Source organism: Brevundimonas sp., assembly GCF_018608325.1.
Lineage (GTDB): Bacteria > Pseudomonadota > Alphaproteobacteria > Caulobacterales > Caulobacteraceae > Brevundimonas.
The window spans coordinates 42,441-55,172 of record NZ_JABAZW010000114.1; the positions used below are offsets into that span (position 1 = coordinate 42,441).

The window sequence follows — 12,732 nt, forward strand, 5'->3', positions numbered from 1 at the left end:
AAGCTTCAGCGGCCGGAGCGGCCTCCACTGCCGGAGCAGCAGCAGGCGCCTCAGCGACCTTCGGCGTCATGGAGCCGCCCTTGGAGGCGATCCATTGTTCGAACTCGGCCTGGGTCACGACGTGGATTTCGATCGGCATGAAGGCGTGATCGACGCCGCACAGCTCCGAGCACTGGCCATAGAAGACGCCGGTGCGTTCAGCCTTGAACCAGGTGGTGTTGATGCGGCCGGGGACGGCGTCGATCTTCAGACCAAAGGCCGGAAGGGCGAAGGCGTGGATCACGTCCGAAGCGGTGATGACCAGTTGAACGGTCTTGCCGACCGGCACGACCATCGGTTCGGTCGCAGCCAGACGATAGACGCTGTGCGGCAGGCCGCGTTCAGCCAGCTGATCTTCCGGCAGCATGTTGGAGATGTATTCCGACACGCCCTGATCCGGGTATTCGTAACCCCAGTTCCACTGGTTGGCCGTGACCTTCACCGTCAGGTCCGGCGTCGGCATGTCGTGATAGGCGAACAGCAGGCGGAACGAGAACAGCGAGATGAAGACCAGAATCACGACGGGCAGAACCGTCCAGATCACTTCGATCAGTGTGTTGTGGCTCCAGCGTGCAGCCACCGGATTGGTCCGGCGGTTGTAGCGGAAGACGATCCAGGCCAGCAGACCCAGCACCAGCACGGTGATGGCTGTGATGACCGGCATCAGAATGATGTCGTGGAACCAGATGGCGTCATGCTTCAGCGGCGCGGCCGCTGGTTGAAGACCGATGCCGCCCGGCGTCGGTTGACCCATCAGATCCTGCGCCCAGGTCGGCGCAGCGGCGAAGATCGCCAGGCCGGCGCCCAGGACCGTCGAGGCGACGGCGCCCTTGAGCGTTCCTCGGGCTCGTGTGCCCATCCCCATACGAGATTTCCCCATAAAACCGTTCTGCAGCAGACACTTGCGAATAGTTCGCAAGTAATCACACTGGCGCATTTTCCACGCCTGTCGATCACGGTCACCTATCGGATCGGTTTAGGCTTGCCAAGCGATCAACGCACCTGCGCCGAGAAGTCGCCACTCATTCGCCCAGATTAAATCGGTGTCATGTTTGAACAGCTACCTTGCATGGCAAGATACCTTGCCGTACTCAATCCCCACCAGAGGAGACGCCGAGGTGCCTGAAACCATCGAGATACAGCTGAAGAAGGGGGCGTTGGGACTGTGCGTCCTGGCCCTTCTGAACCAGGCGGACAGCTACGCCTACGAGATCGCCAGCCGACTGGCTGATGCGATCGGCATGGGGGAAGGAACCATCTATCCCCTGATGCGCCGGATGCAGTCCGACGGGCTGGTGGAGACCTATCTGGTCGAATCATCCGCCGGACCGTCGCGCAAATACTATCGTCTGACCGATGCGGGCCGGGGGGCCCTGGCCGCCCAATCCGCCGAATGGACCACATTCACACAGGCCGTCGACGCCATTCTGGCCAAGGACGCCGCCGCCAAGGAGGGAGCCGCTCAATGACGCGCGCAGAATTCATCGCCCGTCTGAAAGACGGCCTGGTCGGCCTGCCGACCACCACCGCCACCGACATCATCGCCGACTATGAGACCCATTTCGACGACGGTCTGGCCGCTGGCCGCACCGAAGCCGAAGTCGCCGCCGCTCTGGGCGACCCGGTCCGGCTGGCCCGCGAACTGAAGGCCGAGGCCGGCATCCAGCGCTGGCATCAGGAGAAAAACCCCTCCGCCGCTGCGGGCGCCATCTTCGCGGTGCTGGGTCTGGGGGCCATCGACATCCTGATCCTGCTGCCCATCGCCATGGGCGTGGTCGGGACCATCTTCGGCTTCTTCATCGCCGCCATCGCCCTGTTCATCGGAGGCGGCGTGGTCATGGTCGCGGGGCCGTTCGCCGGTTTCCCTGGCGGTCCGTTCGCCGCCATACTGATGGGACTGGGCCTGATGGCCGGGTCCGTCTTCATCGGCGCCCTTCTGACCATCGTCACCATCTGGCTGGTCAACGCCACCGTCTGGTACGCCCGTCTGCATTACCGCCTGTTGAAGCCCGCGCTTGAGCCGCAGGCGGCTGCAGCCCAATCCTCAACCCCCGCCTCGGGAGCCTCGGCATGATCCGCACCCTGTTCATCATCGCCGGCGCCGCCCTGGTGCTGTGCCTGGTCACCCTGGGCGGCGCAGCCGCCCTCGGCGGCCACGACCTCCAGCGCCACGGCTGGTCGTGGACCCTGAAAGACAACAATGGCGAAAGCGTCCGCTTCGAACGGATCAAGGGCGGCGGGACCGAGGATCTTGGCCCCATCACCACCCGCTCCCTGCCCTGGACCGGCGGAGAAGCCCTGAAAATCGAATCGGCAATCAACGTCGAATATGTCCAGGGACCGGAAAACACCGTCGTCATCACCGGCCCCAAGGGTCTGGCTGACCGGGTCCGCCTTGAAGACGGCCGCCTCTATCTGGCCAATGGCGACGAACGTGTCGTCTTCGGCTGGAACAACGGCACGCTGTCGGCCCGTTCCGAACGCGACGAACTGAAGGTCGTGGTCACCACGCCCAACGTACGCCGCTTCGAGGTGTCGGGATCATCGGACCTGTCGGTGACCAACTTCGACCAGCCGTCTCTGGCGGTGGCCATCTCCGGCTCCGCCGATGTCACTGTCACGGGCCGCACCGATGCGCTGGACCTCAGCATCTCCGGCTCGGGCGACGCCTATCTGGACGACCTGAAGACGACCGACGCCACCGTGAACGTCGCCGGTTCCGGCACGGCCCAGATCGCCCCGACAGGCAAGGCCAGCATCACCATCTCCGGCTCCGGCGACGTCGATCTGTCGACCCGCCCGGCCCAGTTGGTCACCAATGTCTCGGGCTCAGGCTCGATCTCGCAAGGCTGATCTCAGCCGCACGAGGGCAAAAGGCGGGACCGCAAGGCTCCCGCCTTTTTTCTTCGCCCTTCACCCCCTGCTCCATTCCCGTTAAGTCACAACCATGACTTCCGCGCCCCTTCCCGATGCAGGCTCCAACTGGGTGGACCGCCACGCGCCGGAGGGGCTGAAGCCGTGGCTGAAGCTGGGGCGGCTGGATCGCCCCATCGGCACATGGTTGCTGCTGCTGCCCGGCTGGCAGGGGATCGCGCTGGCGCTGGCCCAGTATCGTCATGCGCCCGGCCTGTATGACCTGTGGCTGTTCGTCGGCTTCGGCATAGGCGCTGTGCTGATGCGCTCGGCCGGTTGCGCCTTCAACGACATCGTGGACCGCAAGATCGACGCCCAGGTCGCCCGCACGGCCCTGCGTCCCATTCCCGCCGGTCTGATCAGCGTCAGACAGGCGCTGGCCTTCGTGATCGGATGCAGCCTGATCAGCCTGTTGATCCTGCTGACCCTCCCCATACCTGCCATCATACTTGGCTTCGGATCGCTGATCCTGGTCGCGGCCTATCCCTTCATGAAGCGGATCACCTGGTGGCCCCAGGCCTGGCTGGGCCTGACCTTCAACTGGGGCGCATTGATGGGCTATGCTGCCGCTGTTGCCGCCGTGCGCAGCATTCCCTCCATCGACGGAGGCATAACGCCCATCACCAGTTGCTTCGGCCCAGATGCCATCGCAGGCGCAAGTGTAGCTCTATACATCGGCGGCATCTTCTGGACCCTGGGCTACGACACCATCTACGCCCTGCAGGACATCGAGGATGACGCCATGGTGGGGGTCAAGTCATCCGCCCGTCGGCTGGCCTCGGCTGTGCAACCCGGCGTCGCCGCCTTCTATGGATTGGCCGCAGCCTTTGCAGGCGCAGCCGGTCTGGCGGCGGGTCTTGGGCCGCTGTTCTTCCTGGGCCTGGCCCTCTACGCCGCGCACCTGATCCGACAAATAGTTCGCATCGACCGCAACGATCCCGCCCGTGCGCTCGTTCTGTTCCGGTCTAACCGCGAAGCTGGGTTTATCCTGCTCGCCGCCATCGTCCTCGGTTCCATCGGCCTGTCGTCATGAAGGAGCGCCGCATGTCTCTCTCCACCCGCACCCTGTTGATCGCCGTCGCCGTCACCGCCACTCTGGCCGCCTGCCAGCGCCGCGATGAAAAGCCTGCCGCGCCCGCACCTGCGCCGGACAAGGCGCCCGCAGCGGCCGCCGCCAGCACCACGCCGACCGCCTATGACAGCAAGAACCAGTATGCGACGGTCAAGCTGGCCCTTCCCGCAGGCGTGACCGACAAGCCGGAACTGCAAGGCCCGCTGTACGCCGATGCTGTGCGCGAACTGAACCAGTTCTCCGAAGGCGCCCAGGCCGACCTGAGCGAGGCGGGCGCAGGCCCCAACCCGTATGAGAAGTCGATCACCTATTCGCAGGGTGGCGAAAGCGCCAAACTGTTCAGCCTGGCCCGCACCAACTTCGAATACACCGGCGGCGCCCACCCCAATCAGACCTATGCCTCGGTCATCTGGGACAAGGGCCTGAAGAAGCGGATCAGCGTCAACGACCTGTTCCGTCCGGGCGCCGACCTGTCGGTTCTGGACAAGGCCCTGTGCGACGCGGCCAACGCCGCCAAACAGGCCCGTTCGCCGGGATCGGAGCGCGTCAGCGTCGGCGCCAAGGGCATGTGGTCCTGCCCCAAGGCCAGCGCGACGCCCTTCTTCCTGACGCCGGGTTCGACGCCGGGCAAGATCGGTGGGATCACCTTCCTGTTCGATTCCTACCAGATCGGCCCGCACTCTGACGGCGACTACTGGCTGGCTGTGCCGCAGGCCGCCTTCCGCAGCCTGCTGGCCCCCGCCTACGCCGACGAGTTCGCGGGCGCCCCGGTCAAGGCCGGGGACGTGACGCCCCGCAACTGATCATTCGGTCAGAAACCTGTCGACCAGCTCCGCAAACCTCTGCGGCTGGGCGGCCATGATGAAGTGACGGCTGGCGTCCACGCGCGTCAGCCGTACCCCCGGCAGAGCCGAATACTCACGGCTCCACACAGCCTCGGCCAGCGCAGGCGGCGGCCCGCCGTCCGCGTCGGCGGCGTAGAGCGCCGTCACCGGCGTTGTCATGGCGGCCAGACCGGGCCGTGCGTCCGTCGTCATCACATCCTTCATGGCCGAGGCCAGGGCGTGGCGGTCGCTGGCCATCGACCAGTCGACAATCCGGTCCTGTTCCGAGGGCGTCTTCGACAGGCTTTGGGCTGTTTGCGTCTGCAGGGTGCGGAAGCTGTCATCATCAGCGCCGATGATCATGGCCGCCGCCTGATCGGCGAAGGGCCGCGCGCTGTCCGCCGTGGCGCTCGGTCCGTACATGGCGCTGTAAAAGGGCAGGCTGTCCACCGTCATCAGCCGCCCGACCAGATCGGGATGCTGCTGCGCCAGCAACAGACCGCTCAGCCCGCCCAGCGAATGCCCGATGACCGCAGGTCGGCTCAGGCCCTGATCCCGGATGTAGCGAGCCAGTTCATCGACCGCTGGCTGGACAAAGGCCCCGTCGCCATGCGTCCACGGCTCGCCCGCGAACCCGGCCAACTGCACCAGATGCACCCGGTGCGTGGCCTTCAGCCGATCCGCCGTCGCCCGCCAGACCTCGCGGGATGACCCCAGACCGGGGATCAGGATCACGTCCGGCCCCGCCCCAACCACCTCGACCGACAGCCGGTCAGAGACAAAGGGCGCAGCCGTCATGGTTTCAGCGCCCGCAGGTGCGGCGTCAACCGGTGCAACGGCGGCGCAGGCCAGAAACAGGGCGCACAACACCGGGCGCGCGCCCGGAAGGACGAACTTCATTGCAGTCTCCTGATGTAAGGTTATTCTGACTTTGTAGAAGGATCGACACTCAACCCAGAACCGTCATTCCGGGGCGTCCATAGGACGAACCCGGAACCCAGGAAGCACGCAACCGACGTGAAACCTGTTCAGCAGCATGACTGCCGCCCTGGGTTCCGGGTTCTTCGCTGCGCTCAGCCCCGGAATGACTAACAGTGGGGCAAGGTGAATGGAGCCCGATTGGACCTTAGTCAGCCCGCGTGGGGGTTCTCGAAGATATCCTCCACCGGACGTTCGAACGTCGCGGCGATGCGGTAGGCCAGATCCAGCGACGGATCGTGCCGTTCCGTCTCCAGCGCGATGATCGCCTGTCGCGACACCCCCAGCGCCTGACCCAGCTGTTCCTGGGTCCAGCCGCGCTCGACCCGCAGCAGTTTCAGCCTGTTCTTCATTTGCTGGACTTGATGAAGGGCGACACCACGCCAAACATCGCCCAGAACAGCGGCAGAACCAGCCAGGTCTGGATGTGCGGGGCGCCAGCGAAACTCTCGCCAAAGCCCCAGAAGGCCGCAACGCCCAGGGTCAGGCCCGTCGCGAGGACAAACTGTTTCGTCATCACCCCGCGCACGAACTCATCGCTTTCATGCATGAAGGACAGGAAGGCCCAGATCTGGCCGATCACGGGCGCGGACACCACCGCCGCCAGAACCCAGGCAATGGGCTTGCCCATGATTTCGTCAAAGGCGTTGGTGGTCATCATGGCCACACAGATCGCCACATAGGGGACCGTGAAGGCCATCATTCTGGTGATGTAACGCCGATGTGCAGGCGTGGTGGATTTGACTTTTTCCGACATTGTCACCTCCCTTTCTGTAAGGCCAACCTGACATCGAACAAATGTAATGTCAACCTGACTTTATGTCAGGCACGCCGAACATTTCATCCCGCCCTTCTCGCCATCTCCCGACAAGGCTATTCAGGCGAATGACCGTCGCTGACCCCGCCGCCTTCATCCGCGAGAACACGCGGCTTCAGCCCGTGCCGCACGCGCCGGAGATTTCGCTGTGGCTGGCCGACGAAATCACGCCGATCTGGCGTCTGACCGAAGAAGAACTGGGGGAGATGGGCGTGCCGCCGCCCTTCTGGGCCTTCGCCTGGGCAGGCGGACAGGCGCTGAGCCGCTATATTCTGGATCACCCGCATGAGGTTGCGGGCAAGCGGGTGTTGGATTTCGCCGCTGGATCGGGCCTGGTCGGGGTGGCGGCGATGAAGGCGGGCGCGGCTTCGGTGCTGTGCGCCGACATCGACCCCTTCTGCGAGGCGGCCGTCGCCGCCAACGCCGAGGCCAATACGGTGCCCCTGAGCTTCACCGGCCGGAACCTGCTGGACAACCCACCGCCCGAGGTGGACGTCATCTGCGCGGGCGACATCTGTTACGAAAAACCGATGACCGAGACGGTTCTGGCCTGGCTGGCGCAGGCCCGCGCTTCAGGCGCCCGCGTCCTGATCGGTGATCCGGGGCGGACCTATTTTCCGCGCACAGGGCTGGATTTCCTGGCGGAATATCGCGTTCCGACGACGCGGGAGTTGGAGGATCAGGAGATCAAGCGCGCCTCCGTCTGGTCCATGCCCTGATGCGGCGCCGCTTGGCGAGGCGCTGGCCATCCCCATATCCGGCCAATGAAACGGTTCCTGATCCTGACGGCCTTGATGGCGGCCAGCGCCACGCCTGTGCTGGCCCAGACCTATCCGCCCTATCAGCCACCCTATGCGGCCTATCCGGGCGGCGCCCCTGCGGCCATCGCCGACCAACACCGCTATGAGAACGACCGGTTGCGCAATCAGGCCGAGGCCAACGCCGCCTTCGCCCGCCAGCTTCAGACCGAAACCCAGTTGCGCCGCCTTGAGATCGAGGCCGCGCGCCAACCGACGCTGACGCCTGCGCCGCAGGCCCGTCCGACAACCCCCTGATCGGCGACTGGCACGTGGCCCGTCCGCTGTATTCTCTGGAGCAGGAGCGCAGTCTTCGTGAAGGCGCTGCGGCGCGTCTGGACCAGACCCAATCCGGCATGAAACAGATCGACGACTGGCTGGATCGTCCGCACTGACGCATCCCTTCCCTTTCACCCGCGTTCGGGCCTAGCTTAGGTCATCAGACGAGGGGAAACGCACATGCGTTGGCAAGGCGGACGGACGGGCGGCGGCGGCGTCGAGGATCGGCGCGGCATGGGCGGCGGCGCCATCGCGGGTTCTGGCCCTAATCGGCTATTTCTTCTTCGGCATTGATCCCTCGACGACGACCCAGCTGGCCAGCCAGCTAGGCGGCGTCGGCGCTTCGGAACAGCAGGGCCAGGTCGGCACGCCTGAGGATCAGGCCGGTCGGTTCGTCGATGTGATCGGCGGCAATATCAATGACGTCTGGGCCCAGAAGCTGAAGGGCTACACCCCGCCCAAGGTCGTCATCTACACCCAGGGCACCCAGACCGGCTGCGGCATGGGTCAGGCGGCGATGGGGCCGTTCTATTGCCCGACGGATCAGACGGTCTATCTGGACCTGGGCTTCTGGCAGGAGATGGAGACCAAACTGGGTGCGTCCGGCGCCGACTTCGCCCGCGCCTATGTCATCGCCCACGAGTTCGGCCACCATGTCCAGACCCTGACCGGCACCTCCGATCAGGTCCGCCGCGCCCAACAGCGGGCTCGCGGTCAGGGCGAGGCCAACCAGTATTCCGTGGCGCTGGAGCTTCAGGCCGACTGTTACGCAGGTGTCTGGGCCAAGAACGCCTCCGCCGTCTCCAACGGCCAGGTCGCCCTGGAGCCCGGAGACATCGAGGAAGGCATGAAGACCGCACAGGCCATCGGCGACGACACCCTGCAACGTCGGGCGGGCGGGCGTGTCTCACCCGAAAGCTTCACCCACGGCTCATCGGCCCAGCGTGTCGAATGGCTTCAGCGCGGCTATCAGTCGGGCGATCCAGCCGCCTGCGACACTTTCAGCGGCGCCTGACCGACTGTAACCCCACGGTTGCAAAGCTTGGCCATAAGGCGGATGTCACCCTGACGTCCGCCTTTCCGCTCATGCGTTGAACCCGACGCCCAGACCTATAGACTGCTCCCATGCATGACCGCGCTGGCCAGTTGGCCCGACCCGAAGACCTGATCGACCTGAACGCCCTGCTGGGCGCCTATCAGACGATCAAACCTGACATGAGCGACCCGGCCCAGCGTGTTGTCTTCGGCACCTCGGGCCATCGCGGGTCCAGCCTGGACTGCGCCTTCAACGAGACGCACATTCTGGCCATCGCCCAGTCGATCGCAGAGTATCGCGCGGCGCAGGGTATCAGCGGCCCCCTGTTCGTCGGGCGCGATCCGCACGGCCTGTCCGAACCCGCCTGGCGCACGACGCTGGAGGTGCTGATCGCCAACGGGGTCGAGGTTCTGATCGACGCGCGCGACGGCTTCACCCCGACGCCCGCCGTGTCCCACGCCATACTGACCTACAACCGCGCCAATACGCGCCAGGCGGACGGCATCCTGATCACCCCGTCGCACAATCCGCCCCGCGACGGCGGCATCAAATACAATCCCCCCTCTGGCGGCCCGGCAGGCAGCGACGCCACCGGCGCCATCGCCGCCCGCGCCAACCAGTTGATCGAGAACGGCCTGACCGAGGTGCGCCGCGTCCCCTTTGCCAAGGCCTATGCCGAGGCGGGCCGGTTCGATTTTCTGAGCGCCTATATCGACGACCTGCCCAGCGTGCTGGATCTGGACATCATCCGCGACGCAGGGGTCCGTATCGGCGCGGATCCGCTGGGCGGCGCCGCCGTCGCCTATTGGGGTCAGATCGCGGATCGTCACCGCCTGAACCTGACCGTCGTCAATGAGGCCGTTGATCCGCGCTGGGCCTTCATGCCGCTGGATACGGACGGCAAGATCCGCATGGACTGTTCCTCGCCGTCGGCCATGGCCAATCTGATCAGGATCATGCAGGGCGGCGCGACCTATGACGTCGCCACCGGCAATGACGCCGACGCCGACCGCCACGGCATCGTCACGCCCGACGGCGGGCTGATGAACCCTAATCACTTCCTGGCTGCCTCCATCGCCTATCTGTTCGCCAACCGTCCCGACTGGGGCGCGCAGGTGGCGGTGGGCAAGACGCTGGTATCCTCATCCATGATCGACCGGGTCGTCGCCGGAATGGGCCGTCGCCTGCTGGAAGTGCCCGTCGGGTTCAAATATTTCGTGCCGGGCCTGCTGGACGGCAGCGTCGGCTTTGGCGGCGAAGAGTCTGCGGGCGCCTCCTTCCTGCGCCGCGACGGAACCGTCTGGTCCACCGATAAGGACGGCCTCCTGCTGTGCCTGCTGGCCGCCGAGATTCAGGGCCGCACAGGCCAGAGCGCCAGCCAGCTCTACGCGGGCCTGACCGACCGCTACGGCGCCCCCGCCTATGCGCGTGTCGATGCGCCTGCGAACCGCGAGCAGAAGGCCCGCCTCGCCGCCCTCAGCCCGTCAGACGTGACAGCCAAGGCGCTGGGCGGAGAACCGATCACCGCCATCCTGACCAAGGCCCCCGGCAAAGACGAACCCATCGGCGGCCTGAAGGTCACGACCGACAACGCCTGGTTCGCCGCCCGCCCGTCCGGCACCGAGGATGTCTACAAGATCTACGCCGAATCCTTCCACGGCCCCGACCATCTGGCCCAGGTGCAGGCCGAGGCGCGGGACGTAGTGGCGACGGCGCTGAAGGGCTGACGCCTTCCTTTTTCGTCATTCCGGGCGGAGCGCAGCGAAGACCCGGAACCCAGCGGCACGCGCGAGCGCAAGCCTGTCGCGGGCTCTGTACTGAAACGCCGTGCGGCGTTTGGATTTCGCCTGACGGCGCCGCTGGGCTCCGGGTCTGCGGGCCAAGGGGCCCCTCGCCCGGAATGACGAAAGATTGGGTCGGCTACCGCCCCACCGTAATCTCCAGCGGGCGCGTCATGAACAGCCTCGGCCCGCCCAGATCCAGCACCACACGCCGATCCTCAAACGCCGCCATGCCGATCAAGGCCTTGGGAAACCCCGGCACGGCGACATTGTCATAGATGGCCACCGAGGCCTGGCGATGAAGTTCATTGCCGATGGTCAGGGTGCGGACGGTGACCGTCTCCGCCCCGACCACCCCGCCCAGAACGATGCTCTGACCCGGTGTCCGTTCACGGCCGTCGATCAGGCCGACTGCCTCCGCCGTCTCTCGCGTGACGGCCAGCAAGGCCGAGGCCCCGGTGTCCACCACCGCCTCAACCACCGCTCCTTCGACCGTGATCGAGGCCTGCAGCGCCTTGCCCGCACGCGCCACCTCGACGGCGGCCAGATCACGCGACGGCGTCCAGCCCTCGCGCCTCAGGAACCGGACCCGTTTCTGCGTCGTGTCCAGTTCCAGCACCAGGTTGCGCAGCACGTCCTGCCCCAGGATCAGCGGCGCCTCCAGACCATCGGCGCTGGCCAACGGCCCCAGCCCCAGAATGGCCGCCCTCAGCCCCTCCAGACGCATCCCGCCGACAGCCACATCCAGCGTCGTGCCGCGCCCCACCTGCGCCTCGCCGCCGACGCCGTAGGCCACCATCGGGATATTGAACATGTGGGTCAGGCCCAGCACCGCGACCAGCGAACGGTCTATGACCGAATACTGGGCGCCAGAATCGATCAGCGCCCGCAGCTTCTGACCGTTGATCGTCACCTCGACCGTCGGCGTCGTGGCGCGTGGCTCGGCATAGGCCAGCCAGCCCGATGATCCATCCGCAGGAAACACGATCTTCGGTTCACGCCACAGCACATGGTCGCGCAGCCACCAGGCCCCGCCCACGCCCCCGGCGATCAGCCCCAGCCGGATCAGAAGATCGCGTCGTCTCATGACCAATCCCATGGACTGTCACGGAGCGCGACGCCAGCGGGGGAATGGTCCCGCGCACCCACAACGCGTCCTCGCGACACCGATTTCAGGCAGGATTTTGCATCGCGCGCCCACCACACGCCGCGATGTGCGGAGCGAAAGACGCAAACCCGTAAAAACCCGACAAAATCGCCCAAAAAGCGGATGACGCCGCCGCCCCGTCTGGCTACGACCTCAGACATCATGAGCACCTCCAGCGCCCGTTACATCTCGACCCGCGGCAAATCGCCTGAGACCAACTTCTCCGACGCCCTGCTGCGCGGCATCGCCCCCGACGGCGGCCTCTATATGCCGACCATCTGGCCCACGCTTTCGTCCGACGCCTGGACCAAGGGCGCCGACTACAAGACCATCGCGCTGGAAGCGATTTCGCCCTTCATCGGCGAGGCCCTGCCTGACGGCGCGCTGGACCGGGCGCTGGACCGCCTGACCGCCGGGTTCGACCATCCGCTGGTGACGCCCCTGGTCGAACTGGAGCCCGGCCTGTTCGTGCTGGAGCTGTTCCACGGCCCGACCGCCGCCTTCAAGGATCTGGCGATGCAGTTGGTCGCCGCCCTGACCGATGAGGCGCTGACCGCCTCGGGCGAACGCCTGACCATCCTGACCGCCACCTCCGGCGACACCGGCGCCGCCGCCGTGCGCGCCTTTGCGGGCGCCAAGTCGGTCAATCTGGTCGTGCTGCACCCGCTGGACCGCGTGTCGCCGGTTCAACGCAAGCAGATGACGACGGTCGAAGCCGACAATGTCCTGAACCTGGCCGTGCGCGGCGATTTCGATGACTGCCAGCGTCTGGTGAAGGGCCTGCTGGCCGAGGAATCCCTGCGTCAGGCGGGGCGTCTGTCCTCGGTCAACTCGATCAACTGGGCGCGTCTGGCGGGCCAGATCCCCTATTATGTCTCGGCCACGGCCCAACTGGGCGAGGCGGTGACCTTTGTGGTGCCGACCGGCAATTTCGGCGACGCCTTCGCCGGCATCGCCGCCACGCGCATGGGCCTGCCCGCCAAGGGTTTTGTCGCCGCCGTCAATCAGAACGACGCCCTGGCTCGCGCCCTCGTCCACGAGCGGCGCCG

Annotated in this window: 15 protein-coding genes and 1 pseudogene; 11 read left to right on the forward strand and 5 right to left on the reverse strand. The window is 65.9% G+C overall.

The window, feature by feature from the left end; translation table 11 throughout:
- The coding region (gene coxB, locus QZ281_RS11615; protein ID WP_292228514.1) for a cytochrome c oxidase subunit II at positions 1-919 on the reverse strand (919 nt) is incomplete at its 3' end.
- A gap of 238 nt (positions 920-1,157) precedes the next feature.
- Between coxB and QZ281_RS11620 the strand changes: the two genes are divergently transcribed.
- The 5 genes from QZ281_RS11620 (at position 1,158) to QZ281_RS11640 (ending at position 4,827) form a co-directional block, all read left to right on the forward strand.
- The gene (locus tag QZ281_RS11620) at positions 1,158-1,508 is read left to right on the forward strand and encodes a PadR family transcriptional regulator (protein ID WP_219354865.1); all 351 of its coding nucleotides are present in this window, start codon (positions 1,158-1,160) and stop codon (positions 1,506-1,508) included.
- Entirely contained in the window at positions 1,505-2,113 is a 609-nt protein-coding gene (locus tag QZ281_RS11625; RefSeq protein ID WP_292228518.1) for a DUF1700 domain-containing protein, read from the forward strand. The genes QZ281_RS11620 and QZ281_RS11625 overlap by 4 nt, the downstream gene beginning before the upstream one ends.
- Entirely contained in the window at positions 2,110-2,892 is a 783-nt protein-coding gene (locus QZ281_RS11630) for a DUF2807 domain-containing protein (protein WP_292228520.1), read from the forward strand. The genes QZ281_RS11625 and QZ281_RS11630 overlap by 4 nt, the downstream gene beginning before the upstream one ends.
- Before the next feature lie 94 nt (positions 2,893-2,986).
- Positions 2,987-3,985, forward strand: coding sequence for a UbiA family prenyltransferase (locus QZ281_RS11635; protein ID WP_292228522.1), 999 nt, complete (start codon positions 2,987-2,989; stop codon positions 3,983-3,985).
- A gap of 11 nt (positions 3,986-3,996) precedes the next feature.
- Positions 3,997-4,827 carry a DUF3298 and DUF4163 domain-containing protein gene (locus QZ281_RS11640; protein ID WP_292228524.1) on the forward strand — a complete coding sequence of 277 codons (831 nt, stop codon included), beginning with the start codon at positions 3,997-3,999 and terminating at the stop codon, positions 4,825-4,827.
- Here QZ281_RS11640 and QZ281_RS11645 read toward each other — a convergent pair whose 3' ends face one another.
- The 3 genes from QZ281_RS11645 to QZ281_RS11655 all read right to left on the reverse strand — a co-directional run bounded on the left by QZ281_RS11645 (position 4,828) and on the right by QZ281_RS11655 (position 6,583).
- On the reverse strand, positions 4,828-5,748 hold the full coding sequence (locus QZ281_RS11645) for an alpha/beta hydrolase (RefSeq protein WP_292228526.1): 921 nt from the start codon (positions 5,746-5,748) through the stop codon (positions 4,828-4,830).
- A 230-nt stretch (positions 5,749-5,978) separates the two neighbouring features.
- Complete coding sequence (locus tag QZ281_RS11650; protein WP_292228528.1) at positions 5,979-6,179, reverse strand: helix-turn-helix transcriptional regulator; 201 nt, start codon at positions 6,177-6,179, stop codon at positions 5,979-5,981.
- Positions 6,176-6,583, reverse strand: coding sequence for a hypothetical protein (locus QZ281_RS11655; RefSeq protein WP_292228530.1), 408 nt, complete (start codon positions 6,581-6,583; stop codon positions 6,176-6,178). The genes QZ281_RS11650 and QZ281_RS11655 overlap by 4 nt, the downstream gene beginning before the upstream one ends.
- Before the next feature lie 128 nt (positions 6,584-6,711).
- Between QZ281_RS11655 and QZ281_RS11660 the strand changes: the two genes are divergently transcribed.
- The 5 genes and pseudogenes from QZ281_RS11660 (at position 6,712) to pgm (ending at position 10,482) form a co-directional block, all read left to right on the forward strand.
- Positions 6,712-7,362: a methyltransferase gene (locus tag QZ281_RS11660; protein ID WP_292228531.1), complete on the forward strand. Its 651-nt coding sequence runs from the start codon at positions 6,712-6,714 to the stop codon at positions 7,360-7,362.
- A 45-nt stretch (positions 7,363-7,407) separates the two neighbouring features.
- Positions 7,408-7,698: a hypothetical protein gene (locus tag QZ281_RS11665; RefSeq protein ID WP_292228533.1), complete on the forward strand. Its 291-nt coding sequence runs from the start codon at positions 7,408-7,410 to the stop codon at positions 7,696-7,698.
- A 14-nt stretch (positions 7,699-7,712) separates the two neighbouring features.
- Positions 7,713-7,835 (forward strand): hypothetical protein, encoded by a 123-nt coding sequence (locus tag QZ281_RS11670; RefSeq protein ID WP_292228535.1) that lies wholly within the window; start codon positions 7,713-7,715, stop codon positions 7,833-7,835.
- Between the two features lie 64 nt (positions 7,836-7,899).
- Positions 7,900-8,734 (forward strand): annotated as a pseudogene (locus QZ281_RS11675) (neutral zinc metallopeptidase).
- A gap of 110 nt (positions 8,735-8,844) precedes the next feature.
- Positions 8,845-10,482, forward strand: coding sequence for a phosphoglucomutase (alpha-D-glucose-1,6-bisphosphate-dependent) (pgm, locus tag QZ281_RS11680; protein ID WP_292228537.1), 1,638 nt, complete (start codon positions 8,845-8,847; stop codon positions 10,480-10,482).
- A gap of 193 nt (positions 10,483-10,675) precedes the next feature.
- Here the strand turns inward: pgm and QZ281_RS11685 are convergent, their stop codons facing one another.
- Positions 10,676-11,623 carry an aspartyl protease family protein gene (locus QZ281_RS11685; protein WP_292228539.1) on the reverse strand — a complete coding sequence of 316 codons (948 nt, stop codon included), beginning with the start codon at positions 11,621-11,623 and terminating at the stop codon, positions 10,676-10,678.
- A gap of 222 nt (positions 11,624-11,845) precedes the next feature.
- On the opposite strand from QZ281_RS11685, the gene thrC reads away from it, so the two are divergent.
- Positions 11,846-12,732 (forward strand): threonine synthase (thrC, locus tag QZ281_RS11690; protein WP_292228541.1); only part of this gene is annotated, 887 nt, incomplete at its 3' end.

Bases quoted from the DNA above. Each gene is read 5' to 3' on its own strand.
- QZ281_RS11645 (WP_292228526.1), bottom strand. From the start codon at position 5,748: ATGAAGTTCGTCCTTCCGGGCGCGCGCCCGGTGTTGTGCGCCCTGTTT.
- QZ281_RS11655 (WP_292228530.1), bottom strand. From the start codon at position 6,583: ATGTCGGAAAAAGTCAAATCCACCACGCCTGCACATCGGCGTTACATC.
- QZ281_RS11625 (WP_292228518.1), top strand. From the start codon at position 1,505: ATGACGCGCGCAGAATTCATCGCCCGTCTGAAAGACGGCCTGGTCGGC.
- QZ281_RS11635 (WP_292228522.1), top strand. From the start codon at position 2,987: ATGACTTCCGCGCCCCTTCCCGATGCAGGCTCCAACTGGGTGGACCGC.
- pgm (WP_292228537.1), top strand. From the start codon at position 8,845: ATGCATGACCGCGCTGGCCAGTTGGCCCGACCCGAAGACCTGATCGAC.
- QZ281_RS11650 (WP_292228528.1), bottom strand. From the start codon at position 6,179: ATGAAGAACAGGCTGAAACTGCTGCGGGTCGAGCGCGGCTGGACCCAG.
- QZ281_RS11660 (WP_292228531.1), top strand. From the start codon at position 6,712: ATGACCGTCGCTGACCCCGCCGCCTTCATCCGCGAGAACACGCGGCTT.
- QZ281_RS11630 (WP_292228520.1), top strand. From the start codon at position 2,110: ATGATCCGCACCCTGTTCATCATCGCCGGCGCCGCCCTGGTGCTGTGC.
- QZ281_RS11665 (WP_292228533.1), top strand. From the start codon at position 7,408: ATGAAACGGTTCCTGATCCTGACGGCCTTGATGGCGGCCAGCGCCACG.
- QZ281_RS11640 (WP_292228524.1), top strand. From the start codon at position 3,997: ATGTCTCTCTCCACCCGCACCCTGTTGATCGCCGTCGCCGTCACCGCC.
- QZ281_RS11685 (WP_292228539.1), bottom strand. From the start codon at position 11,623: ATGAGACGACGCGATCTTCTGATCCGGCTGGGGCTGATCGCCGGGGGC.